At 64.0% G+C, this 25,565-nt stretch carries 26 protein-coding genes and 1 pseudogene; 16 read left to right on the top strand and 11 right to left on the bottom strand.

Features of this window, described 5'->3' with window-relative positions:
• Window positions 1-2 precede the first annotated feature (2 nt).
• The 3 genes and pseudogenes from RM2_RS24990 to RM2_RS00795 form a co-directional block, all read right to left on the bottom strand.
• A pseudogene (locus RM2_RS24990) lies at window positions 3-74 on the bottom strand (hypothetical protein); the annotation flags it as partial.
• A 52-nt stretch (window positions 75-126) separates the two neighbouring features.
• Window positions 127-501, bottom strand: coding sequence for a hypothetical protein (locus RM2_RS00800; protein WP_072686946.1), 375 nt, complete (start codon window positions 499-501; stop codon window positions 127-129).
• A gap of 79 nt (window positions 502-580) precedes the next feature.
• Window positions 581-1,153 carry a hypothetical protein gene (locus tag RM2_RS00795; protein ID WP_139277632.1) on the bottom strand — a complete coding sequence of 191 codons (573 nt, stop codon included), beginning with the start codon at window positions 1,151-1,153 and terminating at the stop codon, window positions 581-583.
• 141 nt (window positions 1,154-1,294) lie between these two features.
• On the opposite strand from RM2_RS00795, the gene RM2_RS00790 reads away from it, so the two are divergent.
• The 4 genes from RM2_RS00790 to RM2_RS00775 all read left to right on the top strand — a co-directional run bounded on the left by RM2_RS00790 (window position 1,295) and on the right by RM2_RS00775 (window position 3,630).
• Window positions 1,295-1,816, top strand: coding sequence for a hypothetical protein (locus RM2_RS00790; RefSeq protein ID WP_139277631.1), 522 nt, complete (start codon window positions 1,295-1,297; stop codon window positions 1,814-1,816).
• Window positions 1,817-2,354: 538 nt separating this feature from the next.
• Window positions 2,355-2,735, top strand: a complete 381-nt coding sequence (locus RM2_RS00785; protein ID WP_072686943.1) for an RNHCP domain-containing protein — start codon at window positions 2,355-2,357, stop codon at window positions 2,733-2,735.
• A gap of 23 nt (window positions 2,736-2,758) precedes the next feature.
• On the top strand, window positions 2,759-3,190 hold the full coding sequence (locus RM2_RS00780; RefSeq protein WP_072686942.1) for an RNHCP domain-containing protein: 432 nt from the start codon (window positions 2,759-2,761) through the stop codon (window positions 3,188-3,190).
• 110 nt (window positions 3,191-3,300) lie between these two features.
• Window positions 3,301-3,630, top strand: a complete 330-nt coding sequence (locus tag RM2_RS00775; protein WP_139277630.1) for a hypothetical protein — start codon at window positions 3,301-3,303, stop codon at window positions 3,628-3,630.
• Here RM2_RS00775 and RM2_RS00770 read toward each other — a convergent pair.
• The 4 genes from RM2_RS00770 to RM2_RS00755 form a co-directional block, all read right to left on the bottom strand.
• Window positions 3,614-4,762: an acetyl-CoA C-acetyltransferase gene (locus RM2_RS00770; RefSeq protein WP_072686940.1), complete on the bottom strand. Its 1,149-nt coding sequence runs from the start codon at window positions 4,760-4,762 to the stop codon at window positions 3,614-3,616. The genes RM2_RS00775 and RM2_RS00770 overlap by 17 nt on opposite strands.
• Window positions 4,763-4,808: 46 nt before the next feature.
• Window positions 4,809-5,423, bottom strand: a complete 615-nt coding sequence (locus RM2_RS00765) for a TetR/AcrR family transcriptional regulator (protein WP_072686939.1) — start codon at window positions 5,421-5,423, stop codon at window positions 4,809-4,811.
• A 63-nt stretch (window positions 5,424-5,486) separates the two neighbouring features.
• On the bottom strand, window positions 5,487-6,350 hold the full coding sequence (locus RM2_RS00760) for an SDR family oxidoreductase (RefSeq protein ID WP_072687186.1): 864 nt from the start codon (window positions 6,348-6,350) through the stop codon (window positions 5,487-5,489).
• A 20-nt stretch (window positions 6,351-6,370) separates the two neighbouring features.
• Window positions 6,371-7,591 carry an acyl-CoA dehydrogenase family protein gene (locus tag RM2_RS00755; protein WP_072686938.1) on the bottom strand — a complete coding sequence of 407 codons (1,221 nt, stop codon included), beginning with the start codon at window positions 7,589-7,591 and terminating at the stop codon, window positions 6,371-6,373.
• 44 nt (window positions 7,592-7,635) lie between these two features.
• Here RM2_RS00755 and fadD3 point away from each other — a divergent pair, with 44 nt between their 5' ends.
• The 5 genes from fadD3 to RM2_RS00730 are packed head-to-tail and all read left to right on the top strand — an operon-like array spanning window position 7,636 to window position 13,218.
• The gene (gene fadD3, locus RM2_RS00750; RefSeq protein WP_072686937.1) at window positions 7,636-9,177 is read left to right on the top strand and encodes a 3-[(3aS,4S,7aS)-7a-methyl-1,5-dioxo-octahydro-1H-inden-4-yl]propanoyl:CoA ligase; all 1,542 of its coding nucleotides are present in this window, start codon (window positions 7,636-7,638) and stop codon (window positions 9,175-9,177) included.
• A complete protein-coding gene (locus RM2_RS00745; RefSeq protein ID WP_072686936.1) occupies window positions 9,174-10,046 on the top strand; it encodes an enoyl-CoA hydratase in 873 nt (290 codons plus the stop codon). Before fadD3 ends, RM2_RS00745 begins: the two co-directional genes overlap by 4 nt.
• Window positions 10,047-11,207: an acyl-CoA dehydrogenase family protein gene (locus RM2_RS00740; RefSeq protein WP_072686935.1), complete on the top strand. Its 1,161-nt coding sequence runs from the start codon at window positions 10,047-10,049 to the stop codon at window positions 11,205-11,207.
• Complete coding sequence (locus RM2_RS00735; RefSeq protein ID WP_072686934.1) at window positions 11,204-12,172, top strand: acyl-CoA dehydrogenase family protein; 969 nt, start codon at window positions 11,204-11,206, stop codon at window positions 12,170-12,172. The genes RM2_RS00740 and RM2_RS00735 overlap by 4 nt, the downstream gene beginning before the upstream one ends.
• The gene (locus tag RM2_RS00730) at window positions 12,169-13,218 is read left to right on the top strand and encodes an acyl-CoA dehydrogenase family protein (RefSeq protein WP_072686933.1); all 1,050 of its coding nucleotides are present in this window, start codon (window positions 12,169-12,171) and stop codon (window positions 13,216-13,218) included. Before RM2_RS00735 ends, RM2_RS00730 begins: the two co-directional genes overlap by 4 nt.
• Here RM2_RS00730 and RM2_RS00725 read toward each other — a convergent pair.
• The gene (locus tag RM2_RS00725; RefSeq protein WP_072687185.1) at window positions 13,202-14,038 is read right to left on the bottom strand and encodes a Cof-type HAD-IIB family hydrolase; all 837 of its coding nucleotides are present in this window, start codon (window positions 14,036-14,038) and stop codon (window positions 13,202-13,204) included. The genes RM2_RS00730 and RM2_RS00725 overlap by 17 nt on opposite strands.
• 64 nt (window positions 14,039-14,102) lie before the next feature.
• Here RM2_RS00725 and RM2_RS00720 point away from each other — a divergent pair, with 64 nt between their 5' ends.
• Window positions 14,103-14,984 (top strand): aldo/keto reductase, encoded by an 882-nt coding sequence (locus RM2_RS00720; protein ID WP_072686932.1) that lies wholly within the window; start codon window positions 14,103-14,105, stop codon window positions 14,982-14,984.
• A 13-nt stretch (window positions 14,985-14,997) separates the two neighbouring features.
• Here RM2_RS00720 and RM2_RS00715 read toward each other — a convergent pair whose 3' ends face one another.
• A complete protein-coding gene (locus RM2_RS00715; RefSeq protein WP_072686931.1) occupies window positions 14,998-16,185 on the bottom strand; it encodes a cytochrome P450 in 1,188 nt (395 codons plus the stop codon).
• A 157-nt stretch (window positions 16,186-16,342) separates the two neighbouring features.
• On the opposite strand from RM2_RS00715, the gene RM2_RS00710 reads away from it, so the two are divergent.
• The 4 genes from RM2_RS00710 to RM2_RS00695 all read left to right on the top strand — a co-directional run bounded on the left by RM2_RS00710 (window position 16,343) and on the right by RM2_RS00695 (window position 19,948).
• Window positions 16,343-17,194: an SDR family oxidoreductase gene (locus RM2_RS00710; protein ID WP_072686930.1), complete on the top strand. Its 852-nt coding sequence runs from the start codon at window positions 16,343-16,345 to the stop codon at window positions 17,192-17,194.
• The gene (locus tag RM2_RS00705; RefSeq protein WP_072686929.1) at window positions 17,191-17,919 is read left to right on the top strand and encodes an acetoacetate decarboxylase family protein; all 729 of its coding nucleotides are present in this window, start codon (window positions 17,191-17,193) and stop codon (window positions 17,917-17,919) included. The genes RM2_RS00710 and RM2_RS00705 overlap by 4 nt, the downstream gene beginning before the upstream one ends.
• A 98-nt stretch (window positions 17,920-18,017) precedes the next feature.
• The gene (locus tag RM2_RS00700; RefSeq protein ID WP_072686928.1) at window positions 18,018-19,307 is read left to right on the top strand and encodes a sensor histidine kinase; all 1,290 of its coding nucleotides are present in this window, start codon (window positions 18,018-18,020) and stop codon (window positions 19,305-19,307) included.
• Complete coding sequence (locus tag RM2_RS00695; RefSeq protein WP_072686927.1) at window positions 19,307-19,948, top strand: response regulator transcription factor; 642 nt, start codon at window positions 19,307-19,309, stop codon at window positions 19,946-19,948. Before RM2_RS00700 ends, RM2_RS00695 begins: the two co-directional genes overlap by 1 nt.
• Before the next feature lie 74 nt (window positions 19,949-20,022).
• Here the strand turns inward: RM2_RS00695 and RM2_RS00690 are convergent, their stop codons facing one another.
• Window positions 20,023-21,183, bottom strand: a complete 1,161-nt coding sequence (locus RM2_RS00690; RefSeq protein WP_072686926.1) for a PucR family transcriptional regulator — start codon at window positions 21,181-21,183, stop codon at window positions 20,023-20,025.
• A 356-nt stretch (window positions 21,184-21,539) separates the two neighbouring features.
• On the opposite strand from RM2_RS00690, the gene RM2_RS00685 reads away from it, so the two are divergent.
• Complete coding sequence (locus RM2_RS00685) at window positions 21,540-22,862, top strand: MFS transporter (RefSeq protein WP_072686925.1); 1,323 nt, start codon at window positions 21,540-21,542, stop codon at window positions 22,860-22,862.
• Between the two features lie 96 nt (window positions 22,863-22,958).
• Window positions 22,959-24,224: a M20 family metallo-hydrolase gene (locus RM2_RS00680; protein ID WP_072687184.1), complete on the top strand. Its 1,266-nt coding sequence runs from the start codon at window positions 22,959-22,961 to the stop codon at window positions 24,222-24,224.
• 63 nt (window positions 24,225-24,287) lie between these two features.
• Here RM2_RS00680 and RM2_RS24350 read toward each other — a convergent pair whose 3' ends face one another.
• Window positions 24,288-25,256 (bottom strand): RICIN domain-containing protein, encoded by a 969-nt coding sequence (locus RM2_RS24350; RefSeq protein WP_245813674.1) that lies wholly within the window; start codon window positions 25,254-25,256, stop codon window positions 24,288-24,290.
• Window positions 25,257-25,565: the final 309 nt, after the last annotated feature.

The raw sequence follows: 25,565 nt of genomic DNA, 5'->3' as shown, positions 1-25,565 counted from the left end.
CGTCAGAGTCGTTCGATGATGGTGACCTTGGCGGTTCCGCCGCCCTCGCAGCCGGTCTGCAGCCCGTAACGGCCGACGAAATCCTTACCCTTGCAGAGATACTCGATACTCAGCACACTCCGGGGATCATCCTGCATAGACGAACACGTTTTGTGCGGGTATTGAAGTGAAGGACCCGAAGACACCCATGCCGAAGAGGAACTCGAGCTTGTGCGGGTTCCCTGCCGGATCGGCTTGCCAGCACGCATTGTCGACGCGGTAGCCCATACACACGATCTTGGTTCTCCCGAAGGGGGAAATGACGCGGGTCTTACCGATTGCCGGATTCCAGAACTCGGGTTGATCGGGCGTCAGAACGTAGTCCGTCCTGTCGACCGGACGGACGGGGCTTCCCTCTCCTGGATCGACCGGCCAGGCATCCTGGGCGCTTGCAACGCCGGAGCTGAGCATCAGGAGTCCGATAGCCAACGCGCCGACTCGGACGAATATTGAGCGCTTCATTCAGATTTCCCTCCTAGAAAGGCAACGGACAGCCGGTAGATATGTGGGCGCTTCTCTCTGCGCCGTTCAGTACCGCGAGCTACCTCACGGTGACGAGTGCTGCGCCGACCGGCGGACCGTCGGGAATTGTGACGACAGGGGTGTTTCGGAACAGCACGGGCGTGGGATCGAGGACAGTCATCCCGGCGTCACCCACGTGCGGGTTGATGTAAATGGTCGGGTCAAGGGTGGGCACGTTGATCCGCTGGTAGAAGACGTCGAGAGGCAGTGCGCCTACAGTCACGAATTTTCGCGTTGGAACGTGGATGCGGTTCCGGTCGTATACGCGCCCGTACTCGACGAAGTTTCGGGCACCGGCAGACGGTCCAGTGCTCGGTGCGCTCGGGACGTCTTGAACGGCAACTGCTTCCATGATCGGAAATCCGGCATTATGGGCGGCATCGAGGGCCTGAACAGTCAATCCCACCGGCGCCGCGATATTGCCGACCGTGGATCGCGAAGCGAACTCTGTGATCGGAGCGAGCGGGTCAGAAATGGGCGCGGCCGCCGCCGGGGCTGACAAACCGACGAGTGCAGCGCCAGTGACGGCTACCACTGCCAGTCGCTTCGGTGAGAGTGACGCGCCGGCTCGGACGAGTACTGAGCGCTTCATTCAGATTTCCCTCCCAGAAGTAACGGACGGCCGGTGTATCCGTTGCGGTGAGGAGACCGTTACATCGAGACTCACCCGCGTTGGTGGATGCCCGGTGGCGCCGATTCTTGCGGTCTGGGTGAGCACCGTAGTGTCTGAGACATGTCGATTCGTCGAAGCAGGCCGACTCGTATCGCGCTCGGGCTCTCTGTCTTGGTGTTTGGTGGGGCGGTGATGTGGATGCTGTCTCTCGGTCTCGAAAGGGTCCCAGGGCAATTCGACACCAGCGGCGGTGACCACCGGTGGGACAGCACGGCCTACTTCCTGGGCGGAATGTGCGGAATGGCGGCCTTGTTCCTCGCGATGTTCGGTGGTGCGCGCTGGTGCATAGCGAGGGTGCCTGCGTCGGCGATCAATCTGCCTAGCCGGACCGCACACGCTTATTGGACTGCGGCGGAGCGGCGCGAGGCATTCAATGATGTGCTCGCGTCGGGCCTGGAAGCGGCCGGGGCTGCCATGATCATGGTGATCGCTACCGGCGTTGTTCTTTCCGGTCTGACCGCGACCGGGACGATCGTGCCGGGTGGTTGGGTTCTGGCGGCGGTCCTCGTGTTTAGCCTGGCGGCAGTTCTCGGTTCCTGCGTTTATATCTTTGCGCGGACCCGTGTGCCGAAGGATCCCTGAATTAGCGTTTACGGACCTGAACGTGGTCGAGGCGTGCGTCCCACCCTCGCCCCCGAGATGGTGCGGGCGTTCGACGAGGATATCGCCACCCACGCCCGAACCTGAGTGATCAGAGTCGTTCAATGAAGGTGGCGCTGGCTGACCTTCATGGCGGAAGCTTCACAGCGCAAGGTAGTCGGTTGCCTCACGGAGTCATAAATTGATTGCCGAGCCACGCGCCTGTTGATAATTTTGCGCGGCTACCAAAACCTCCTCCGGGCCTGTTGCGCTCCAAAAGAAATGAGCTTTGTGTCCAATCCCGCCCAGCTCGCGCCGAGTGCGCCTCGCTGCGTCGCCTAACTAGCCAGTCTAGAAATACAACCTAGAAATACAACACTGTCCTCCCTGAAGACGGTGTAGGACGTGCTGCACCCGATGCCGTGATCCAGCCCAACCCTTGTATCGCCGCATTTTGTGGCCTTCGGGGTGGGCTATTTCGTCGAGGCCACTCGGCTTGCTCTTGCTGTCATTGCAGACCTCGTAGCAAGGAGCACCTCGGGTGTCCGGTAACAAATCTCATTCGAGCACACCAAACAATGTCCTGAAGATCGGTACGTTCACCTGCACATGGTGCGGACTGACCGTGTCCACCGTCGCGGGAGATGGCGTGCGACGAAACCACTGTCCGTCGTGCCTGCACTCCCAGCATGTTGTCGACCACGTCGTGGGCGGCGCCAGCGACTGCCACGGTCGCATGTCACCCATCGCCATCGCCATGCACCGCACCGGTGAGTGGATGGTTATCCATCGATGTGTGCGTTGCGATGAACTGACCTCGAACCACGTCTGTGCCGACGACAATCAGTTCATCTTGATGCGCACCGCGGTGCGGCCGTTGGCACAGCCACCGTTCCCGCTGGAATCGTTCGGCGACCTCTGAAATATCAGGAAGGAGACGGCCTCATGTCGAGACGTAATAGGAATCCACGCGTCCGTGTGCAAGCCAAACGACGGCCCCAACGGCACAAGGATGTCCTGCACAGCCAAGGTGGGCACCGAGCAAACGACTTCCGGTGTGTCGGTTGCCGACTGGACGTGTCCCTGGATGCGCCTGGCACCAGGCACCGTAATCACTGTCCGAACTGCCTGACCAGCCTGCATGTTGACCGTCGCATTCCTGGCGACCGGGCAGCTTCTTGCCGTGGCCGAATGGAGGCGCTGAGCATATCGGTGCGGGCCACTGGTGAATGGACGATCATCCACCAGTGCTTGTCCTGCAGTGAGCTCAGCGCCAACCGCATCGCCGGCGACGACAACACACTAGTTCTAGCGCGGCTGGCACTAAGACCTCTGCGAGACAACAACATCGCCCATCGCATGCTGATCGCGTTGTGATCTGGAACGCTGCCTCACACAGATGAGTAGGCGCTATGGCTCGTTCCGATCGAAACCGGAACGAGCCATAGCCACGTGGGGACAGTGCGGATGCCTCCCGAGGAGTGCACTTGTCGATCCGTGAGTTCGGAAGCGAGGATCGTCTCGTATGGCGTTTCGTGATTGTCGACGACAAGCCGGACTTTTCCGAGAGCCCGGGGATGCAGTTCGACCCGCCCGGCGCGTGGGCGGATGCCGTGGTGACGGTTGCCCGCGACCTACGTTGCGCAGCCACGCCCAACCGAGCTGGCACTCAGCGCCGGCCCGTGTGCCTGGCAGGGGTCGGCCCCGCCGCCTGTCAGGCACACCGGGAAGGTGGCCAGTTCACAACCCGCCGCGCCACGGACGACGAGGACATCGCCCCCCAGCCCGCACCTGAGCCTGTCAGAGGCGTTCGATGATGGTGACGTTGGCGGTTCCGCCGCCCTCGCAGACGGTCTGCAGCCCGTAACGACCGCCGGTGCGTTCGAGTTCGTTCAGCAGCGTCGCCATCAGTTTCGTGCCGGTCGCACCGAGCGGGTGACCCAGGGCGATCGCACCGCCGTTGACGTTGACCTTCGCAGGGTCGGCGCCGATCTCCTTGATCCACGCGAGGACCACCGGCGCGAATGCCTCGTTGATCTCGATCAGGTCGATGTCGTCGATGCTCAGCCCCGTCTTCTCCAACGCATGCTGTGTCGCCGGGATGGGTGCGCTCAGCATGAAGATCGGGTCGGCGCCGCGGGCGCTGAGGTGGTGGATGCGGGCGCGGGGAGTCAGGTTGTATTTCTCGACCGCTTCCGGCGAAGCCAGCAGCATCGCGCTCGCGCCGTCCGAGATCTGACTCGCGACTGCCGCGGTGAGGCGGCCACCCTCGGTGAGCGGCTGCAGGGACGCCATCTTCTCGAGGCTCGTCTCCCGTGGCCCCTCGTCCGTCGTCACGTCACCTACCGGGACGATCTCGCGGTCGAAACGCCCCTCCGCAATCGCGGTCCGCGCCCGTTCGTGGCTCCGCAGCGCCCAACGCTCGAGTTCCTCGCGGCCGAGGTCCCACTTCTCGGCGATCAGTTCGGCGCCGTTGAACTGCGATACCTCCTGGTCGCCGTAGCGCTCACCCCAACCCTTCGATCCGCCGAACGGGGAGTCGAATCCGTACTGACGCCCGACTACCATCGCCGAACCGATCGGAATCTGGCTCATGTTCTGCACCCCACCGGCGACGATCAGGTCGGCGGTGCCGCTGAGGATCGCTTGCGCGCCGAAGTGCACGGCCTGCTGGCTCGACCCACACTGCCGGTCAACGGTCACCCCCGGAACCTCTTCGGGGTACCCGGCCGCCAGCCACGCCGTTCGCGCGATGTTGCCGGCCTGCCCGCCGATCGCGTCGACACACCCGAAGACGACGTCGTCGACCGCCGACGGATCGATACCCGTCCGCTCGACGATTGCCCTGATCACGTGAGCACCCAGGTCGGCGGGGTGTACACCGGCCAGGCCGCCGTTCTTCTTGCCGATCGGTGTACGAACGGCGTCGACGATGTATGCCTCGGTCATGTGACACTCCTACTCAGTTGCGACGGACTCGCTAGCCCGTCGAGGGCTATGACGGACTCGCTAGCCCGTCGAGGACGATCGAGAGGTATTGCTTGGCCACAGTGTCGACCGTGACCGAGCCACCGGGCCGGTACCAGCGCACGGACACCCAGGCGGTGTCGCGCAGGAACCGGAAGGCAAGTTCGATGTCGATGTCGGGCCGGAAGCTGCCGTCCTTCACCCCGGCCTCGAGCACACCCATCCACATTTCGCGGAACTCGGTTTTCAGTTCGGACAGGTAGGCGAAGCGCTCGTTGGCGACGAGGTGCTTCACTTCGTCCTGATAGATCGCGACGGCGGAGTGCGACGCGTCGATCGCCTCGTAGGACGTAGTGACGAGCGCCTCCAGCATCGCGCGGTTGTCGCGTTCGGATGCGACGATCTCGCGGTACTTGCCGAATAGGTCGTCGAGGAAGCCCCGTAGGATCTCGTCGACCATCGATTCCTTGGAATCGAAGTGGTGATACAGACTGCCCGACAGAATGCCGGCGGCGTCGGCGATGTCACGCACAGTGGTGGCCCGCAGGCCGCGCTCGGCGAACAGCCCGGCCGCGATCTCGAGCAACTCGGCCCTACGCCCGGTCTTGACTGCCGAGTCGACGTTGCCCTGGGGTGGAGTCATCGTCTCATCCTATCAACCAAGCGCTTGCTAGGTATCGGACCGAATTGACGGTGGCAAGATCGCCTACGCACGCTGCGACGAAATCGACACCACCTCGCCGGTGAGGTAGGTGGTGTAGTCGCTGGCGAGCATGGCGATGGTCGCGGCGATCTCCCACACCTCGGCGGCCCGGCCGAACGCTTCCTGGGACGCCAGTGCGTCGAGGAGTTCTTCACTGGTCACCTTGGCCAGGAACGCGTGCCGGGCAATCGACGGGGCGACGGCATTGATCCGTACGCCGTACTCCGCGGCCTCGATCGCGCTGCAGCGGGTCAGAGCCATGACCCCGGCCTTCGCTGCCGCGTAGTGCGCCTGCGAATGCTGTGCCCGCCAGCCGAGTACGGACGCGTTGTTCACCAGGACACCGTTGTGCGCGGCACCTTTGAAGTAGCGCAATGCCGCGCGGGTGGCCCGGAATGTTCCGTTCAGCGTGATGTCGAGGACTCGGTCCCACTCCTCGTCGGTCATGTCGACGAGAGGCGTCTCGCCGCCTAGCCCGGCGTTGTTGATCAGGACGTCGATCTGGCCCAGTTTCTCGGCTGCACCGGAGATCAGGGCGTTCACCTGTTCGGTGCTCGACACATCGCACGCCAGCGACTCGACCACCTGCCCGGAGAACTCCGCCGCCAACTTCTCCCGCGTCTCCCCGAGCCTGCGCTCGTGCCAGTCCGATACCAGGACGTCGGCGCCCTCGAGTAGCGCCCGGCGCGCAGAGGCGAACCCGATACCCGTTCCGGCCGCGGCGGTGACGACGACCTTCTTGCCTTTCAACAGGTCGTGCCCCGGGGTCTCGACGGGAGCAGTAGCAAGTGGTGAATTCGCCGGCGTGGGCTCTGTCGCGGGGGGGTGGGTGGGCTCTGTCGCGGGGGGGTGGGTGGGCTCTGTCACCGGGGGGTGGGTGGGCTTGTTCACGGTCGTGCCTCTCGGGGAAGTCCGAGCACGCGCTCGGAGATGATGTTGCGCTGGATCTCGTTGGATCCGCCGTAGATCGTGTCGGCACGCGTAAAGAGAAACAACCGCTGCCAATCGCCTAGTTCCAGGTGTTCGGGGTCGGTGACGTCCGATGTCGGGCGCACCGGCGCGAGCAACGACGACGCCGACTGAACCTCCATCGCCAGCTGCCCGAGGTCGCGGTGCCAGTTGGCCCAAAACAGTTTGGCTACGGACGCTTCCGAGCCGGAGGTCCCCGCTTCGACGGCTTCGAGCGTGCGCATGGCGTGGGCCCGCATCACGCGCAGTCCCACCCAGGCTCGGGCGATCTTCTCACGAATGTTCGGATCAGTCTCTGTGCCATTGGCTTTCGCGAGATCGACGATACCCTGAAGTTCCCTGGCGAACCCGATTTGCTGACCGAGGGTGGAGACGCCACGTTCGAACGTCAGCAGTCCCATCGCGACCCGCCAGCCGTCACCCGGATCCCCGACCATCAGGTCGGCATCAGTGCGGGCGTCGTCGAAGAACACCTCGTTGAACTCGGACGTGCCGGTGAGCTGCTGGATCGGACGGACGGTCACGCCCGGCTGATCGAGCGGGACCAGCAGGAAACTCAGGCCCCGGTGCCGCTTCGAACCCGGTTCGGTGCGGCACAGCACGAAAGCCCACTGGGCGACATGGGCGAGGGACGTCCATATCTTCTGCCCGTTGATCACCCACTTGTCGCCGTCCAGTCGCGCAGTGGTCGCGACGTTGGCGAGGTCGGAACCCGCGCCCGGTTCGGAGTAACCCTGCGCCCACAGTTCCGTCACGGTCTTGATGCCGGGAAGGAAGCGGCGCTTCTGCTCCTCGGTACCGAACGCGATGAGCGTCGGACCGAGCAGTTCCTCACCGATGTGGCTGACTCGCGCCGGTGCCCCCGATTTCGCGTATTCCTGGTGGAACTGCACCTGCTGCGCCAACGTGGCTCCACGGCCGCCGTATTCCTTCGGCCAGCCGAGGCAGGTCCACCCGGCCGCAGCGAGGTGCCGGTCCCAAGCAAGTCGTTCCTCGAAGAACTCGTGTTCGCTGCCCGGCCCGCCCCTGCCCCCGAGTCGGGCGAAGTCGCCGGTCAGATTGTCCGCCAACCAAGTCCTGACAGCCTCTGAATAGTCGCCGTCGGTGGTCCGCTTGTCGGGGCTCTCGCTCTGGTCCACGTCTGTAAGATAACCTACCAAGCACTTGCTAGGTAGGGAGCTCAGTGACCGAACAGCCGACAACCACCCCATCCGCGCTGAAACGGGCCGCCCGCGACTTCGGCGAACTCACCGCCGTGGCGGACCGCGGCATCCATCTGACTTTCACACAACTGCAAGACCGTGTCCGCGATTTCGCCGCAGCTCTCTGCACGCGCGGAGTGCAACCTGGTGAGCGCGTCGCCGTCTGGTCACCGAACACGTATCACTGGGTGATCGCGGCACTGGGTACCCACTACGCGGGCGCCATCCTGGTGCCGATCAACACGCGCTACACCTCCACCGAGGCACTCGACATCCTCGAGCGCACCAAGGCGTCCGCACTTGTGGTCGCGGGCAAGTTCCTCGGCACCGACCGCTACACGTTGCTACGCAATGCCTCGCCGACCCTCGACATCCCCACCGTCATCCGTATACCGGTCGACGGCGACGACGCCGAAACCTACGGCTTGCTGGACTTCGACGACTTCGTCTCCCTCGCCGCCGACGACACCCGAGCCGAGGCAGACGCCCGCGCGGAGGCCGTCTCCCCGGATGACATCTCCGACGTGATGTTCACATCCGGCACCACCGGGAAGAGCAAGGGGGTCCTGAGCGCGCATCGACAAGCCGTGGGCATCGCCGCGGCGTGGGCCGACTGCGCGGAGGTCGTGTCGCGGGACAACTACCTGATCGTCAACCCGTTCTTCCACACCTTCGGGTACAAAGCCGGGATCCTGGTCTGCCTGCTCAGCGGCGCGACCATCGTCCCCATGGCCGTGTTCGACGTGACCGAGGTGATGGCGTCCGTGCACGCGGAGCAGATCACCGTTCTGCCGGGCGCCCCGACGATCTTCCAATCGATTCTCGATCGTCCCGACCGCCCGAGGTACGACCTGTCGAGCCTGCGCATCGCGGTCACGGGAGCGGCCGCAGTTCCGGTGGCGCTCGTCGAACGTATGCAGTCCGAACTGAGTTTCGACGCCGTCCTCACTGCCTACGGTCAGACCGAAGCGGCGGTGGTCACGATGTGCCGAACGGACGACGATCCCGTCACCGTCTCCACGACGTCGGGCCGTGCCGTCCCGGGGATGGAGGTTCGCATCGGCGATCAGGGCGAAATCCTCGTCCGCGGTAAGAACGTGATGCTCGGATACCTCGACGACCCCGAGGCAACAGCCAAGACCATCGACTCGGACGGTTGGCTGCACACCGGCGACGTAGGCACCCTTGACGACCGCGGCTACATCGACATCACCGACCGCCTCAAGGACATGTACATCTCGGGTGGCTTCAACGTCTATCCCGCGGAGGTGGAGAACACTCTCGCCCGACTCGATGGCGTCGCCGAATCGGCTGTCATCGGGATCTCCGACCAGCGCATGGGCGAGGTGGGACACGCCTTCATCGTGCGCCGGACCGACATCACCGAGGACGAGGTGATCTCGTACTGCCGGGAACACCTCGCCAATTTCAAGATCCCCCACTCGGTGCGGTTCGTCGATTCCCTACCCCGGAACCCGTCCGGGAAAGTAATGAAAAACATTCTGCGTGAGGAGAAATCATGACGGTCCCCGACGAGGGTGACGTTGTCACCTACGACGTGCGCGACGGCATCGCATTCGTGACGCTCAACCGCCCGGACTACCGGAATGCCCAGAACTCGGTGATGACCTACGCCCTCGACGCCGCATTCGAACGAGCCGTCGAGGATGACGGCGTGAAGGTGATCGTGCTGGCCGGCAACGGAAAACACTTCAGCGCCGGCCACGACATCGGTACCCCCGGACGCGACCATCACGTCCACTACGACAACAAGGCCGTCATGTGGTGGGACCACGTCGACAAGCCGGGCGGTGACCAGCGATACGCCCGCGAGATGGAGGTCTACCTCGGGATGTGCCGTCGCTGGCGCGAGATCCCGAAGCCGACCATCGCGATGGTTCAAGGCGCCTGCATCGCCGGCGGCCTGATGCTGGCGTGGGTCTGCGACCTGATCGTGGCGTCCGATGACGCGTTCTTCTCCGATCCAGTCGTACGTATGGGCATTCCCGGGGTCGAGTACTTCGCGCATCCGTGGATGTTGGGGCCACGATTCGCGAAGGAAATCCTTTACACCGGTGATCGTTTCACCGCCCAACGCGCCTACGAGGTGGGCATGGTCAACCGGGTCGTCCCTCGCCAGGATCTTCATAAGGAGACGCTCGCGATAGCGGAACGTATTTCGGCGATGCCGCGGTTCGGACTCGCCCTGACCAAGAAGGCTGTCAACCAGTGCGAAGACCAGATGGGCATGCGCAGCGGCATGGATTCCGTCTTCGGTCTGCATCACTTCGCGCATGCGCACAACGCCGAAATCGACACCGATCCGCTCGGTGGCATGGACGCCAAGTCCATGGCCGCCAGCGCTCGCAATTCGAGCGAAGGGGCGAAGTAGGTGGACCTCGAGTTCGACGATGCCACCCTCGCCTTCCGCGACGAAGTCCGGGCATTCTTGCGCAAGAACGTTCCGGCAAAGCCACTGCCGTCGATGGACACGGCCGACGGTTTCGAAGCCCACCGCGAGTGGGAGCGCACGCTCGCCGATGCCCGCTTCTCGGTGGTGTCCTGGCCACGCGAACTCGGCGGTCGTGATTCGTCACTGCTCGAATGGACGGTCTTCGAGGAGGAGTACTACCGTTCCGGTGCCCCCGGGCGCGTCAGCCAGAACGGCATCTTCCTGCTGGCGCCCACACTGTTCGAGCATGCCTGCGCGGAGCAACTCGCCCGCATCATGCCGCGGATGGCCCGCGCCGACGACATCTGGGCGCAGGCGTGGTCCGAACCGGAGGCCGGCAGCGATCTCGCATCACTGCGATCGACCGCCCGCCGTGTCGACGGTGGGTGGGTGCTGAACGGGCAGAAGACCTGGAGTTCCCGGGCGAGTTTTGCCGACTGGGGCTTCGGTCTGTTTCGCTCCGATCCGGAAGCGCAGCGACACAGGGGCATCACGTACTTCATGTTCGACCTGCGTTCGAAGGGTGTGACTGTCCGGCCAATCGATCAACTCGACGGCGAACCCGGTTTCGCAGAAATCTTCCTCGAGGACGTCTTCGTCCCGAACGACCCCTCGAACCCGGGTGAGTCCGGGGTAATCGGCGGTGTGAACGAGGGTTGGCGTGTCGCGATGAGTACAGCGTCCAACGAACGCGGGCTATCGCTGCGCAGTCCGGGCCGGTTTCTGGCCACGGTGGATCGTCTTTTGGCTCTGTCCGAGGCCACCGGGCGAGCCGACGACACCGCGATGCGTGACCGTGTCGCCGATGCCTGGATCGGTGCCCGCGCATATCAGTTGAGTACGTTCGGCACAGTCACCCGCCTCGCCGAAGGCGGGCAACTGGGCGCCGAGTCGTCGATCAACAAGGTGTTCTGGTCCGAGTGGGACATCGCCACCCACGAGACCGCGCTCGACCTATTGGGGGCCTCGGCGGAACTCGCCGGCAACTGGATGGACGGCTACCTGTTCTCCCTGTCCGGACCGATCTACGCCGGCACCAACGAGATCCAGAAGAACGTGATCGCCGAGCGACTGCTCGGACTACCGAAGGGGGACCGGTGAGGTTCGCACTCGACGCCACTCACACCGACTTCGCGTCCAGCATCGACGCGCTGCTGACGAAGGCCGACATGCCGACGGTGATCCGCGCGTGGAACACCGGCGACACCGGACCGGGCCTTGAGCTGTGGCAGCGCCTCGCCGAAACCGGCGTCAACGGACTGCTCGTCCCGGAGGAACACGGCGGACTCGGTGCCGATGCCGTCGATCTCGTGGTCGCGGTCGAACAACTCGGACGTCACGCCGTTCCCGGTCCGGTGGCCGAGACCCTGGCCGTCACCCCCGCCCTGCTCGCACAGGTGGCACCCGAACGGCTGCCGGCGTTGGCATCCGGATCGCTCGCTACCGTGGCGGCGCCGCCGCACGTGCCATTTGCGGTCGATGCCGACTCCGCCGATCTCGCCCTGCTGACGGACGGCTCGACCATCCGGCTGGGCGAACCGGGTTCGGCCCGGGCGTCGGTGGATCAGTCGCGGCGACTGTTCTCGCTCACCGCGTCGGAAGCGTTGGGCGAGAGCGACTTCCTGCCCGCATTCAACCTGGGGGCCATCGCGACCGCGGCCCAACTGCAGGGGCTCGGGCAGACCCTGCTCGAGGTCACCACTGACTACGCGAAGCAGCGCAAACAGTTCGGCAGGGTCATCGGACAGTTCCAGGCCATCAAGCATCAACTGGCCGAGGTCGCAGTCGGGCTGGAGATGTCGAGGCCGCTGCTGCACGGCGCCGCGCTGTCCGTCCGCGACGGTTCCGTAGACGCGTCCCGCGACATTTCGGCCGCCAAGGTGGCATGCGGGGACGCGGCCTATCGCGCCGCCCGCGTGGCACTACAGGTGCACGGCGCAATCGGGTACACCCAGGAACATGATCTGTCGCTGTGGCTGACGAAGGTTCGAGCGCTCGTGACCGCCTGGGGCACGCCGGCATTCCACCGTGACCGCGTAGTCGAATCACTGGTGGGTGCGTCATGACATTCGAGAGCGAAGAGAGGGCCGCGCTCCGGTCGTCAGTCCGGGATCTGCTGTCCAAGCGTTCGGACTCGGCCGCAGTCCGCCGGGCGATGACCACCGAGCACGGCTACGACGAAGTCCTGTGGACAACGTTGTGCGAACAGATCGGCGTCGCCGCGCTCGCGATCCCGGAGAAGTACGACGGGGTCGGTGCGTCGCTACTGGAAGTGCATGTGGTGCAGGAAGAGCTGGGCAGGACGCTGGCGCCGTCGCCGATGCTCGGCAGCGCCGTTCTCTCCGCCCAGGCCCTCTTGCTCTCTGGCGACGACGATGCCTGCGCTCGCCTCCTTCCCGGCATCGCGGCGGGCTCGGTGGCTGCGTTGTGCTGGGCGAATCCGGGAGGCTGGAGCGGTTTCGGCGTGTCGACGGCGTGCGGCAGGCTGTCTGGGACCGCGTCGTACGTTCTGGGCGGCGAAATCGCGGACGCGCTGTTGGTGCTCACCGCCGACGGACTGTTCGAGGTCGATCCGGCGGCGGACGGTGTGAGGCGTCGGCGCGTGCCGACGATGGACCCGACGCGGGCGCTGTCGGAGGTGAGCTTCGACGATGTCCCGGCACGCACACTTGCGTCCCCCGCCGGCCTCGTCGACCAACTGCGTGCGGTGGCGCTGACCGCCCTGTCAGCCGAACAGGTGGGCGCGGCGTCCGCGGCTCTCGAACAGACAGTGGAATACGCGAAGTCACGCAAGCAGTTCGGACGGGCGATCGGTTCGTTCCAGGCGCTCAAGCACCGCATGGCCGACATGTACGCGCTGGTCGAGACAGCCCGGTCAATGTCGTACGCAGCGGCACTGTCGAGAACGCACGAGGACGCCATCATCGCGAAGGTGTACTGCTCGGAGGCACTGCAGCAAGTCGCGGCCGAAACCATCCAACTGCACGGCGGCATCGCCATCACGTGGGAACACGACGCACAGCTGTACTTCAAGCGTGCCCACGGCGCCGCGCAGTTATTCGGCCAGCCGGGGGAGTATCTCCCGGGGCTGGCGATCACTGCTGGGCTGTAGCCCGCTTTACGCCCACCAACTCCTCCAGGTAGCTCGCGACTCCGTCTTCGTCGTTGCTGGGCAGCATTCGGTCGGCCAGCGCCTGCACCTCAGGAATCGCGTTCGAGGGACACAGCGCAGTTCCGGCCCACATCAACATCGGGACGTCGTTGATCGCATCACCCACCACCGCGACCTCGAATGAGCCGATGCCCTCGACCGCACAAAGTTCGGCGAGGGCGCTCGCTTTCGAAACACCCGATGCGGCCATCTCCATGTACCGCGCACCGGAGTGGGTGACTTCGATACCCTCGACGCCCGCTGCCAATGTGGCCCGATACAGCTCGACACCCGGCACTTCCGGGTGCCTTGCGACGATCTTGACCAGGGGTTCTTCCATCGACGGCAACAGTTCGGACAACGTCATCTCGTGCGGATGCCGATGGTGGTCGGCGAATTCGCACAGCGCCGCGTAGGCGGGTTCTGCGACGAAACGAGTGGGACCGACGTTGGCGAACACGACCCCCGGCATCAGCGCCCGCACCCGGTTCATCGCCACTGCTGCCGACGCCATCGCGATGGTGGTCGTCGCCGTGATCACCGGGGTTCCGTCGGCGAGATCGAGGACCACAGCACCATTCGCACAGATCGCCTTGCCGCGAAACCCGCACGACTGCGCCAACTCGTGCACCGAGTGGCGGGCTCGGGCGGTCGCCCACACAACCTCGACGCCCGCCTGCCGCGCTTCCTCCATCGCCTGCGCGGTACGCGGCGAGATCACCCGGTCCGAGCGCAAGAGAGTCCCGTCGAGGTCGGACGCCAGCAGCCGAATTTGGGTCATCTGGGCATGATGCCAGGCTCGGCCGGTTCCGCGCACACCCCCGACAGTCGATAGCCTGGACTGCATGAACCACCAAGTACCCCGCATTGTGCTGAATTCCGGAACCGTCATCCCGCAGCTCGGACTGGGAGTCTGGCAGGCCGCCAACGACGAAACCGAGCACGCTGTCCGGTTCGCCCTCGACGAGGCAGGCTATCGGCACATCGACACTGCCGCCGCGTACGGCAACGAAGAGGGTGTCGGCCGCGGCATCTCGACCTCGTCCGTCGCTCGTGAGGACATTTTCCTCACGACGAAGTTGTGGAACGCCGACCATGGATACGAGCGGGCGCTGAAAGGCTTCGACACCAGCCTCGAACGCCTCGGCGTCGACTACGTCGACCTCTATCTGATCCATTGGCCGATGCAGGACGACGACCGCATTCTCCGTACGTGGGACGCACTGGAGAAGATCGCCGAGTCCGGGAGGGCCAAGGCGATCGGTGTGTGCAACTTCGAACCCCGCCACCTGCAGTTACTCATCGACCACGGAGGCACTGTGCCCGCGATCGACCAGGTGGAGCTACATCCGCATCTCGCTCAGCGGGACATTCGGAACTTCGGTACCGACCACGGCATCGTCGTCGAATCGTGGAGTCCGCTCGGCGGCACCAGCAACTCGGGCTGGGGCAAGGACTCGAAGCCGAATACCCTTCTGACCGAACCGATCATCACACGCATCGGCGACCGACACGGCAAGTCCGCGGCTCAGGTGATGATTCGCTGGCATCTGCAAAGCGGCCTGATCGTCATCCCCAAGTCGGTCCACGACTCACGGATCCGCGAGAACATCGACGTGTTCGACTTCGAACTCAGCGAACAGGACCTCAGCGAGATCGAGGCGCTCGATGGCGGCGTCCGCGTCGGCGCCCATCCGGATCAGATGAACGTCGGAGGCCCCGAGTAGGCGACCACACCGACTAATGCACAGCGCTCAGCTTGACCGGCATCTCCTCGAGTCCCGACACAAAGTTGGCGGGACGACGCCGTAGCGGACCATTGTCGACGAGCATCATGCCGGGCAGCCGCGACAGCAGTTGCTCGAACATGATCTTCGCTTCGAGCCGGGCGAGTTGGTTCCCGAGGCAGAAGTGAGTGCCGAAGCCGAACGCGACATGTGGGTTCGGTGACCGCTCCGCGTCGAAGACCTCGGGATTCTCGAATACCTTCTCATCGAAGTTCGCGGATTCGAACAGCAGCATCATCTTCTCGCCCTCGTGCAGTTCGGTTCCGAAGAATTCGACGTCGCGGGTGACCGTGCGGCACATGTTCTTGATCGGTGACGACCAGCGCAGCATCTCCTCAATCGCCGCCGGGATTCCAGCGGCGTCGCTGATCAGGCGTGCTTGCTGGTCGGGGTGGCGCATGAGCTGTTCCATCCCGCCGCTCAAGACGTGCCTGGTGGTCTCGTCACCACCGATGAGAATCAGCAGGGTTTCGCCGACGATGTCCTCATCGCTGAGCCGGTGCCCGTCGATCTCGCTGTGCACGAGGATGCTTGTGAGGTCGCCTGTCGGGTTCTGTCGTCGCTCTTCGATGGTGCGGAGCGTGAACTCGTTGAACGCTGCGTAGGCGTCCATCTGCGCCTGCAATTCCGCATCGGTGACGTTACTGCCGAGCGCGTTCATCAGATCGTCGGACCACTGCAAGAACGTGTCGCGTTCCTCAGGGCGTACACCGAGCATGTCGCCGATCACCGCCATGGGCAGCGGTGCCGCTAGATCGCGTACGAAATCCGCCTCGCCCTTCTCACACACCGCGTCGATGAGATGGTCACAGATCTCCCGAATCCGGCCGACCTTCGCTTCCACCTGTTTGCGGGTGAAACCGGCGTTGACGAGGCGACGATGCTGCAGGTGCTGCGGGTCGTCCATGTCGATCATCTGCGGCAGCGGGCCCACCCCGGGCCGAATTCCGCCCGCATTCGAGAACAGTTCCGGGTCGCGTTCGGCGGTGAGTACGGCCTCGTAGGATGCGGCGCCGACGATTCCGTCTGCGCGGTACACCGGCTCGTGGGCCCGCATCCACGCGTAGGCCCGGTGGGTGTCGCCTAATCCTCCCGAGTAGAAGCGTCCGTCGAGCAGATCGAATTCCGGCCTGTCCCCCATCGAGATACTCCTTGACCGAGATACTCCTCGGCATTGAATCCCACGAATCGTGCCCCGATAATAGAACGTGTTCCTACGATGACGCAGCGGTACGAATAGACCAGCGGTACGAATAGACCCGAGTTCTAGACCCGAGTTCAACCACCCGGAGGTGTGCATGATTAGCGTTAACGGCAGCAATGGACTCGCGAAGAAGTCCGTACTCGTCACCGGCGGCGGGAGTGGCATCGGATTAGGCGTCGCCACAGTCCTGGCGGCCGAGGGCGTCCACGTCACCATCTGTGGTCGCAACGAACAGAAACTCGCGAAGACGGCGCGGGAAATCGGCGAAGGCAACCCCGCCGGCAGTGTTGACACCGTAGTCGCCGACGTAACCGTCGAAGACGACATGATCCGGGCGGTCGCACAGGCGGCCGAGCGTACCGGACAACTCGACGGTGTGGTCGCCTGCGCGGGCGGCAACGAGACAATCGCTCCCGTAACCCAACTGGACGTCGAAGCGTGGCGTCGTACGGTCGACCTCAACATCACCGGCACCATGCTGACGATCAAGCATTCGGCCCGCGCTCTGGTGGCCGCGGGCGGAGGGTCGATCGTCGCGATATCGTCGATCGCGAGCAGCAACACACACCGATGGTTCGGGGCATACGGCCCGTCGAAGGCGGGGGTGGATCACCTCGTGCAACTCGCCGCCGACGAACTCGGCGCGAGCAACGTGCGTGTCAACTGCATCCGTCCCGGACTCACTCGCACCGACCTCGTCGCGCTCATCACCGACGGTGGCCCGATCCTGGAGGACTACCTGGCGAACACACCCATCGCGAGGGTCGGCGAGGTCACCGACATCGCGGCGCTCGCGAAGTTCCTCCTCGGCCCCGACTCCACGTGGATCACGGGCCAGATCATCAACGTCGACGGTGGCCAGATGCTGCGCCGCGGACCCGACTTCAGGTCGATGCTCGAACCGGTCTACGGCGCCGACGGTCTGCGAGGAGTGGTCACGCCATGACATCGCACAAGGTGCTCGGCAAACAGGTCGACATGCCGGTGGAGATTCGGCAGGCGTCGGCGTTCATGGCCATGTACTCGGTTCCGACCGCCGCCGCCCAGTCGTTGATCGACTACACCGGTCTCGAAATCCTGCAATTCCGACCGGGTCGCGGCATATGCGTCCTCGTGTTCGTCGACTATGTGGACGGCGACCTCGGCCCGTACAACGAATTCGGGTTGGTGTTCCTCGTCCGGGATCACCGCGCCGACAGCACATCGGTCGCACAGGATCTGAGGTCGCTGACGCAGGGCCGGGCGGGTGCGCTGATCCATCAGTTGCCGGTCGACGGCGAGTTCACCCTCGCCGCCGGCCGAGGCATCTGGGGTTTCCCGAAGGTCCTGGCCGAATTCGACGTGGACCACGGTGGTGCGGTCAAACGCGGGTCAGTCAGCCAGGACGGTCGCCTGATCGCGCAACTCAGCGTGAAACCTGGTATTTCGGTGCCTGGTTCGGGCACCAACACCTCACTCGCCGCCTACTCGCATCTCGACGGCGTCACCAGGGTCACCACTTGGGACATGAATCCCACCGGGGTTCGCACGCGGCCCGGCGGCGCGGAGTTGAAATTGGGAACTCACCCCATCGCCGACGAATTGCGGTCGCTGGGGTTGCCGAAGCGGGCACTCATCACGTCCTCGATTCCCGACCTGCCGATGACATTCGGGGACGCGCAGTCCATCTGAACATGTAGGTGACTGTTCGCGGGGGTGTGGGCAACCACACCCCCGACTCACCTGTCCACCTCCTCGAACGGTGCAGTCCGAGGTGAAAACCTGTACACATGAGCAAGACTTCTGCTCCGATATCGCCACTGGTCGAGTTCCTCCGGAAGACGTGGCGCGAGGCTGCCTACCTCGCCGTCACCGCCGTTGGGGCGCTCGCCGGCTTCATATACCTCGCTGTGGGGCTCGGGATCGGGCTAGGGCTCGCCGTCACCCTGGTGGGGCTTCCCTTGCTCGCTGCGGTCGTCGTCAGCGCCAGAGGCTTCGGCTACGTTCACCGGAGTCTGGCCACTTCGCTGATGGGCGCCACGGTCGGCGAACCACCCCAGTTCACACCGCGTCCGGGGGTCATCGGATTCGTCCGCTCCGGACTCACAGACCGCACGGCGTGGCGAGCGATCATGTTCGTGCTGATCAAGGGCGTCGTCGGATTTGCCGCGGCCCTGGTCGCGCTGGTGTTCGCTGCAGTCGCGCTGTACCTGACGATCTCGCCGATCCTGTGGCGGTTGCTCGCCATCACCAAGATCGACTCGACCGGGGCTGAGCGGCATTCGATCATCCAGATCGGAAACATCTACTTCGATACCTGGCCGCAGATGTTGCTGGTGTCCGCGATAGGTATCGGCTTCCTGTTGATCGCGCCGTGGCCGATACGAGGACTCGCCGCACTCGACCGCGCCCTCATCCACGCCCTACTCGGTCCCTCACGACGTGACTCGCGCGTCGAAGAACTCGAACTCAGTCGAACTGCAGCCGTCGAAAACTCGGCGACGCGGCTGCGACGCGTCGAGCGTGACCTGCACGACGGCACCCAGGCCCGCATTGTGGCGATGGCTATGACGCTGGGCCGCGCAGAAGAGCGGCTGGCCGCCGGGCAGGACCCGTCCGATCTGGTGCACAGCGCGCACTCTGCAGCGAAGGACACCCCCGTCGAGTTGCGAGAGTTGGTGCGGGGCATCCATCCCCCGGCCCTCGATCTCGGCCTCGCCCCGGCACTCGAGACCCTGGCTGCGCGCTGCGCGATCCCCGTAGAACTCACAGTGTCCGTCGAGTCGCGACCCTCTCCGGGTATCGAAGTCATCGCCTACTTCACTGTGGCCGAACTACTTACCAACGTCGCTCGTCACTCGGGCGCCACCCGAGCGTGGGTGTCGGCGACCTCTGACGGCGGCACCCTGTCGGTTACGGTGCGCGACAACGGCACCGGGGGTGCGCGTGTGGGGGCGGGAAGCGGACTGTCCGGGCTGGAGACGCGAGCCTCCACCGTGGACGGAACACTGTCCGTGCACAGTCCCGTCGGCGGCCCGACTATCGCGACCCTGTTCCTCCCCGTCGACGGAGCCCTCTGATGCGGATCGTGATCGCCGAGGACAATGCAATCCTCCGGGACGGCCTGGCACAGCTGCTGATCGAACGTGGTCACGAGGTTGCGGCGATCGCCATCGACGCCCACGCCCTGGGCGCCGCCGTCGCCGAACACAGACCGGACGTCGCGGTGGTCGATATCCGGATGCCTCCGACGTTCACCGACGAGGGGCTCGTGGAGGCTGTCGCGCTGCGCAGGAGGTTTCCCGATATCGGCGTTCTCGTATTCTCGCAGTGGGTAGAAACTCGTTACGCCTCAGAACTCCTCGCCGGAAAAGCAGCGGGGGTTGGATATCTGCTCAAAGACCGGGTAGCCGATGTCAGCGAGTTCGTCGACGCCCTCGTGAGGGTCGCGTCCGGTGGGACGGCACTCGACCCGGAGGTGGTGACCCAATTGATGGGATCGAGATGCAAGGCCGAGGCTTTGGACCGACTCACCCCGCGCGAGCGCGAGATGCTCGGGCTGATGGCCCAGGGTCTGTCGAACGGTGCACTCGCCGCGGCGCTGCATGTCACCGAGCGCGCGGTGGAGAAGCACATCGGCAACATCTTCACCAAGCTCGACCTACCGACCTCAGATGGACACCACCGGCGTGTCCTCGCAGTCCTCCGATACCTGGAGTGATGGCGACTGGGCCCGTAATGGACACTGGGCTCGTAGTAGACACTGGGGTCGCTCGCACTCGCGTGGTGCACACCTCACGCCAACGCAAGCAGCGCCAAGGCGGCTTGCTCGGGCACTGTGACGTCCAGGCTCGTCAGCTTCTCGAATCTGCCGAGCCGGTTCAGCACGGTGTTGCGATGACAAAATAGTTGCGCTGCAGTGTCGGTGACGCTTCCGGTCGCGAGGTAGGCCCGCACGGTCTCGGCGATCCGGTCACGTTCCTCGTCGGTGAGCGCGGCGAGGCCGGACAGTAGGTGACCCGAAAAATCCGCCTGATCATCGAGTCGGCTCTTGGTGACTCTCGTCCACGCGTCTGTCAGCGTCCGCAGTCCGTGCTCATCGGGACGGATGGTCCGAAAAATCTCGTGTGCGGTATTCGCGGCCGAAGCCACAGCCGCGAGACCGGGAGCTGCCGGGACCATTCCGCCGGCGATGTCCTGCAGTTGCCGGTACGGTGTCTCGGGTCCCCGGGTATGCGGTCGCGGCGCAGGCCACAGAATTACCACGCGGCCCGACTGATTGAGAACAAAGATATGTTCGCCCCTGGCGGCGAGAGTGTTCGCGATTCGGTGCACCATCTGGGACGACTCGGGGCCTGCGACGACGACGCGGAACATGCCGTCGGAGTCAACCTTCAGAGCGCGGGCAACCTGCTCGACCTTGCTCGGGACGAGGGGTGCGGGGCCGAACAGTTCCGCCAGGTAGGTCTGCTGTTCGTCGCGGGTGGAAGCGGCCATCGCGGCCTTCTCTTCGAGATAGCTTTGGTGAACCGCGCGAGCATGGTTGTCGACCGCCGCCCAAAGGCTGTCGACGTGCAATGCGAGAACCGCCATATCCGCCGAATTTGCGCGTTCGAGTAGCGACGACCACAGGATGCCGAAGTCGAGACGGATCGCAGCCACCAGATCTTCAACCGGGATTCCCTGTCGGGCGCGTTGCCGACCCAATTCCAAGGAAAGCGAACTGAGCCGAGTCGTCTCCGGTCCGGCGGTGACCGCCTCGAGTATCAGTCGAATAGATTCGCGGGCAGAATCTGCGAGATCCTCCCTTGTCACAAGGCCCGATTGATAGGCCTCGACAGACTCGAGCTCGTCGAGGAAGATCGTGACCAGGTCATCGACCTCGCGCACGGCGCCCGAAATCAGCTCACGCCAGCGCGGCAGACTCTCTTGCTTCCGTTTGGCGAGGTTTCTCACGAGAAGTTCCTTTCGCGCGAGTCGTCACTCAGGTTTCGCTCAGATCTCCCACTCTAGAATCGAGGCAACGCGCCGGCATCGTATATCGCTGACACGGCTGTTCCGTCGACGCCGCATTATGCACATACACAACATTTAGGCCCTTCTTCGAGGCAGATTACGATTTCCTCCCACTTCCGGGTGGGGTTTCATTGACGAAACGCCCATTGAACGATCTGCCCTATACCGCGCATCCACGACCGGAAACCTAGCCGACACCACCGACACAAAAAGAGAGTAGCCATGTCGGACGCAACATCTGATGACCGCCCTTTCCTCCCCCCGGCCAAAGCCGGGGGTTTCCCGGGCGGCGTTCTATGAACACCTCGGCCGCCGTACAGGTTGGCGGAAAGGCCCCAATTCCGCGCGACACGTCGCGGAGAGTGGCTTTCGCGGCGTTCGTGGGAACGGCGATGGAGTGGTACGACTTCTTTCTGTTCACCACGGCGGCTGCGCTGGTATTCAACGTGCAGTACTTCAGTTCCGACAACGCCTTGACGGCAACAATGGCGTCGTTCAGCACCCTGGCGGTCGGATTCGTTGCGCGACCGGTGGGTGGACTGCTGTTCGGCTGGCTCGGGGACCGGGTCGGCCGCAAGAAAATACTGATGACGACCATCGTCGGCATCGGGGTCTCCACTGTCCTGATCGGACTGCTGCCCAACTACTACTCGATCGGTGTCATAGCCCCGATCGCGCTCGTCGTATTGCGCGTGTTGCAGGGTTTGGCCGTCGGAGGTGAGTGGAGTGGCGCGGTCACGATCGCAGCCGAGTGCGCCTCGCCGGCAGAACGAGCGAAGTACGCATCCATCCCGCAACTCGGATCGCCGGTGGGGACGATTCTGTCCTCGGGAGCATTCTTCGTGACAGCGGCCGTGTTGTCCGAAGACGTGTTCAATTCTTGGGGTTGGCGCATTCCCTTCCTGTTGGCTCTGCCCTTGCTGGGAGTTGCCGTCGTCATTCGAAATCAACTCGAGGAATCCCCCGAATTCGAAGCCTTGCAGAAGGAAGACGCCGTTGCGGAAGCCCCTCTCCGCCAGGTATTCGTCGGGTCGTGGCGGCAACTTCTCGTCGGTGCTTCGATCATGTTCATCGGAACTGGCGGCTTCTACCTGATCACGACATTTATCATCAGTTACGGCAAACGGGTTCTCGGTCTGGGTGCGTCGATGCTTCTTCTTGCCACCGTCATTGCCGCGGTGATCGAGTTGCCTGTCATCATCTCCGGGGGAAGATTGGGCACACGATTCGGCTCGTGCCGCATCGTGATCGGCGGCGCAATCGCAACGATAGTTCTGGCCTTCCCAGTTTTCTGGGCGATCGGCACCGCACAACCCGTGCTCGTCGTCCTCGGTATGACCGTGGGCGTTGCCGCCGTCTCCTATCCGTACGCAGTCAGCGGGGCGGTACTCACCAGCCTGTTTCCCGCGAAAATCCGATACAGCGGGGTATCCATCTCGTCGAACATTGCTGGTATGGCATCCGGGTTCGTACCGCTGATCGCGACCGCCATCCTCACCGTCACCGGTGACCACCTCTGGCCCGCAGCGACCATCCTCGTCCTCATCGGCGTGATCGCCCTTGCCGGCGGCATCATCGCACCACGATGGAGTGTCGCCGAAGAGGGCCTGAAGCACTGATTCTCTTGAATTGCAACACTATTGCGTCTATCTCGACTCCGCTCCCGGACGATGGGATACGCGGTGACCGACCCACTCCAGAGAGGTATCCACACGATGACCACTGCCGGCAAGAGCGATCTGGACCGGTCCGTGATCGCGGACTTCCACCAGTTGTCACACTTCGGTGCGACATCCGGCGGCGGCGTCGATCGCCAGGCTGCCACCGCCGAGGACGCGGCCCAGCGGGCGTGGCTCGCCGAGTGGCTCGTCGACCGCGGATTTCGTGTCGAATGCGATCGGGTAGGCAACCAGTTCGGTCTACTCGAGATCCATCCCGACGCCCCGTACGTGCTGACGGGTTCCCATTTGGACAGCCAACCGCTCGGCGGCCGCTACGACGGTGCGTACGGCGTACTCGCCTCGGCGCACGCCGCACACCGGATCGCGCAGAAGTGGCGTGCCGGCGACATTGCGCCGAAATACAATCTTGCGGTGGTCAACTGGTTCAACGAGGAAGGCTGCCGGTTCAAGCCGAGCATGATGGGGAGTTCTGTCTTCACCGGCAAGCTCGATGTCGAGCGAGCGTTGTCGACCACCGATCGCGACGGCGTCTCGGTCGCAGACGCGCTGTCCGGGATCGGGTGTCTGGGATCGGGTGCGGGACCGAGAGCCGCGGCGTTTGCCGAGATCCACATCGAGCAGGGCCGAAACCTCGAGAACGACGGAATCACCATCGGTGTAGTCGATTCCACGTGGGCAGCCCAAAAATACGAACTGGTGATCCACGGAGATCAGTCACACACCGGATCGACGACAATGCCCGATCGGCAGGATGCGCTGCTCGGGGCCTCCCTGCTGGTGGTCGCGGCACGCGAGTTGGCCGAGGAGTTCTCGGACGCGCCGCTGCACACCTCGGTGAGCCAGATGACCATCGAGCCCAACTCCCCCGTCGTCATCGCCCGTGAAGTACGGATGAACCTCGACGTGCGATCGCCGAACGAGTCGGTCGTCGACCTCGCCAACAAGCGATTGATGGCGCGCTTCGCCGAGATCGAAACCCGCGCCCGGGTGCGGATCGAGAAGGCCACCGCGCACTCCTGGGGCGTGGCCGGCTATCAGCCGGAAGGTGTGAAACTTTCCATGAGCGCCGCAGACGACCTGGGGCTGACATACCGCCAGATCATGACGGTCGCCGGGCACGATTCGGTGAACTTGAAGGATGTCGTTCCGACGGTGATGTTGTTCGTGCCGAGCGTCGACGGAATCTCGCACAACGAGCACGAGTTCACGACTGACGAAGACGTTTGCGCTGGTGTGGACCTGTTGACCGAGGTGGTCGGCCGTCTGGCTGTCGGGGAGTTGGATCAGCAGCGGCGATGAGTAGTCGCAGTTGAGTCGTAGACGCGAAACGTCCTGCCGGCGGTATCGCTTATCGCTCATCGGTTATCGCTCAGTGGAAGGGGGAAAGTTGAATTGCTGGTTGAACGCTCCGGTGCAGTCCCAGAGCTGCAGCCGGGTCCCGTTGGCAGATACGTTGTCGGTCACATCAAGGCATTTCTCGCTCGGAATGTTGATGATTGCGCCACCGACCGGGTTGCCGTCGGTGACCTCGTCGGCCATCCGCCACTGCTCGCTCGTCTGACTTCCGCAGTCGCTGATCTGTATCGGTGCACCATTGGGGAAAGGATCAGAGCCATTGACCGCTTCGACCACGTCCAAGCATTTTTGGGTGTGCGGGTTGACGATCTGATTCCCAATCTTCTTCCACTGCTGGTTTTCCGCGCCCGTGTGGTCCCACATCTGCACAGGAGTGCCACTGACCGTTCCGTCATCGACGATGTCGAGAACCCGGCCGTCCAAACCGTAAATGGGAGAATCGAGCTGGGTATCGATCGCGATCACCGACACCGTCCCGCTGACAAAGTTGCTGACGTAGGCGCGGGACCCGTCCGGGGTGATCGCCAACCCGATCGGGCCTTCGCTCGTGGTATCCCCGCTCGGCCCGTCCCCGATCGGGACGGTCTCGATCACGGTGTTGGTGCCGGTATCGATCACCGACACAGTGGAGTCGCTACTGTTGGTGACATAGCCGAGCGACCCGTCCGGGGTGATTGCCACCCCGATCGGGAAACTTCCGACTGGGACGGTCGCGGTGACCATGTCGGTGCCGGTGTCGATCACCGACACCGTATCGTCGTTATTGTTGGGGGTGTAGGCACGGGACCCGTCCGGGGTGATCGCCACCGCCTCCGGGAATCTCCCGACCGGAACGGTGTCGGTGACGGTATCCGCTACCGCCGCCCCTATCCCGGCGATACCGGGCACCATCGCTGCGGTGACCACCGCGATGGTGAGACGCGCGACGCGCCCCCTGACCGTCGGGTGACGATGCACCGTGCTGTGCTGATCCACGTTCATCTCTTGCTTCAGAGGAACCAACCGGGTCAGCGTTTTTCACTTCGAGCTTCTTCCATTTCAAGAAACTGGCGATCGGTACCGGACACTAGCCCGTCGGAGGCTAACCGCCGGACTCTGGTCTCGGTCGAACGCACGCCGAATTTCTGGTTGTGACAACGCTGTACGGGGCATCACCGAACATTCGGATCGCGGCGTGCGGGGCGAATTCAAGGGGGTCGCCGCAACACCGGTTTGGCGAACAAAAAGTAGCTGCTCGTTGACGACTTCGGCGGGTGTCTTCCACCCGAGGGTTTCGCAGGGCCG

Source organism: Rhodococcus marinonascens NBRC 14363 (genome assembly GCF_001894885.1).
Lineage (GTDB): Bacteria > Actinomycetota > Actinomycetes > Mycobacteriales > Mycobacteriaceae > Rhodococcus_F > Rhodococcus_F marinonascens.
Note: the sequence above shows the minus strand (reverse complement) of the source record. Positions and strands in the feature narration are given on the sequence as shown.

What these genes read in the sequence shown, in the direction of transcription:
- RM2_RS00795 (WP_139277632.1), bottom strand. Translation starts at nt 1,153, where the DNA reads ATGAAGCGCTCAGTACTCGTCCGAGCCGGCGCGTCACTCTCACCGAAG.
- RM2_RS00685 (WP_072686925.1), top strand. Translation starts at nt 21,540, where the DNA reads ATGAACACCTCGGCCGCCGTACAGGTTGGCGGAAAGGCCCCAATTCCG.
- RM2_RS00695 (WP_072686927.1), top strand. Translation starts at nt 19,307, where the DNA reads ATGCGGATCGTGATCGCCGAGGACAATGCAATCCTCCGGGACGGCCTG.
- RM2_RS00715 (WP_072686931.1), bottom strand. Translation starts at nt 16,185, where the DNA reads ATGGGGGACAGGCCGGAATTCGATCTGCTCGACGGACGCTTCTACTCG.
- RM2_RS00710 (WP_072686930.1), top strand. Translation starts at nt 16,343, where the DNA reads ATGATTAGCGTTAACGGCAGCAATGGACTCGCGAAGAAGTCCGTACTC.
- RM2_RS00705 (WP_072686929.1), top strand. Translation starts at nt 17,191, where the DNA reads ATGACATCGCACAAGGTGCTCGGCAAACAGGTCGACATGCCGGTGGAG.
- RM2_RS00730 (WP_072686933.1), top strand. Translation starts at nt 12,169, where the DNA reads ATGACATTCGAGAGCGAAGAGAGGGCCGCGCTCCGGTCGTCAGTCCGG.
- RM2_RS00745 (WP_072686936.1), top strand. Translation starts at nt 9,174, where the DNA reads ATGACGGTCCCCGACGAGGGTGACGTTGTCACCTACGACGTGCGCGAC.
- RM2_RS00780 (WP_072686942.1), top strand. Translation starts at nt 2,759, where the DNA reads ATGTCGAGACGTAATAGGAATCCACGCGTCCGTGTGCAAGCCAAACGA.
- RM2_RS00720 (WP_072686932.1), top strand. Translation starts at nt 14,103, where the DNA reads ATGAACCACCAAGTACCCCGCATTGTGCTGAATTCCGGAACCGTCATC.
- RM2_RS00800 (WP_072686946.1), bottom strand. Translation starts at nt 501, where the DNA reads ATGAAGCGCTCAATATTCGTCCGAGTCGGCGCGTTGGCTATCGGACTC.
- RM2_RS00680 (WP_072687184.1), top strand. Translation starts at nt 22,959, where the DNA reads ATGACCACTGCCGGCAAGAGCGATCTGGACCGGTCCGTGATCGCGGAC.
- RM2_RS00725 (WP_072687185.1), bottom strand. Translation starts at nt 14,038, where the DNA reads ATGACCCAAATTCGGCTGCTGGCGTCCGACCTCGACGGGACTCTCTTG.
- RM2_RS00790 (WP_139277631.1), top strand. Translation starts at nt 1,295, where the DNA reads ATGTCGATTCGTCGAAGCAGGCCGACTCGTATCGCGCTCGGGCTCTCT.
- RM2_RS00765 (WP_072686939.1), bottom strand. Translation starts at nt 5,423, where the DNA reads ATGACTCCACCCCAGGGCAACGTCGACTCGGCAGTCAAGACCGGGCGT.
- RM2_RS00770 (WP_072686940.1), bottom strand. Translation starts at nt 4,762, where the DNA reads ATGACCGAGGCATACATCGTCGACGCCGTTCGTACACCGATCGGCAAG.
- RM2_RS00700 (WP_072686928.1), top strand. Translation starts at nt 18,018, where the DNA reads ATGAGCAAGACTTCTGCTCCGATATCGCCACTGGTCGAGTTCCTCCGG.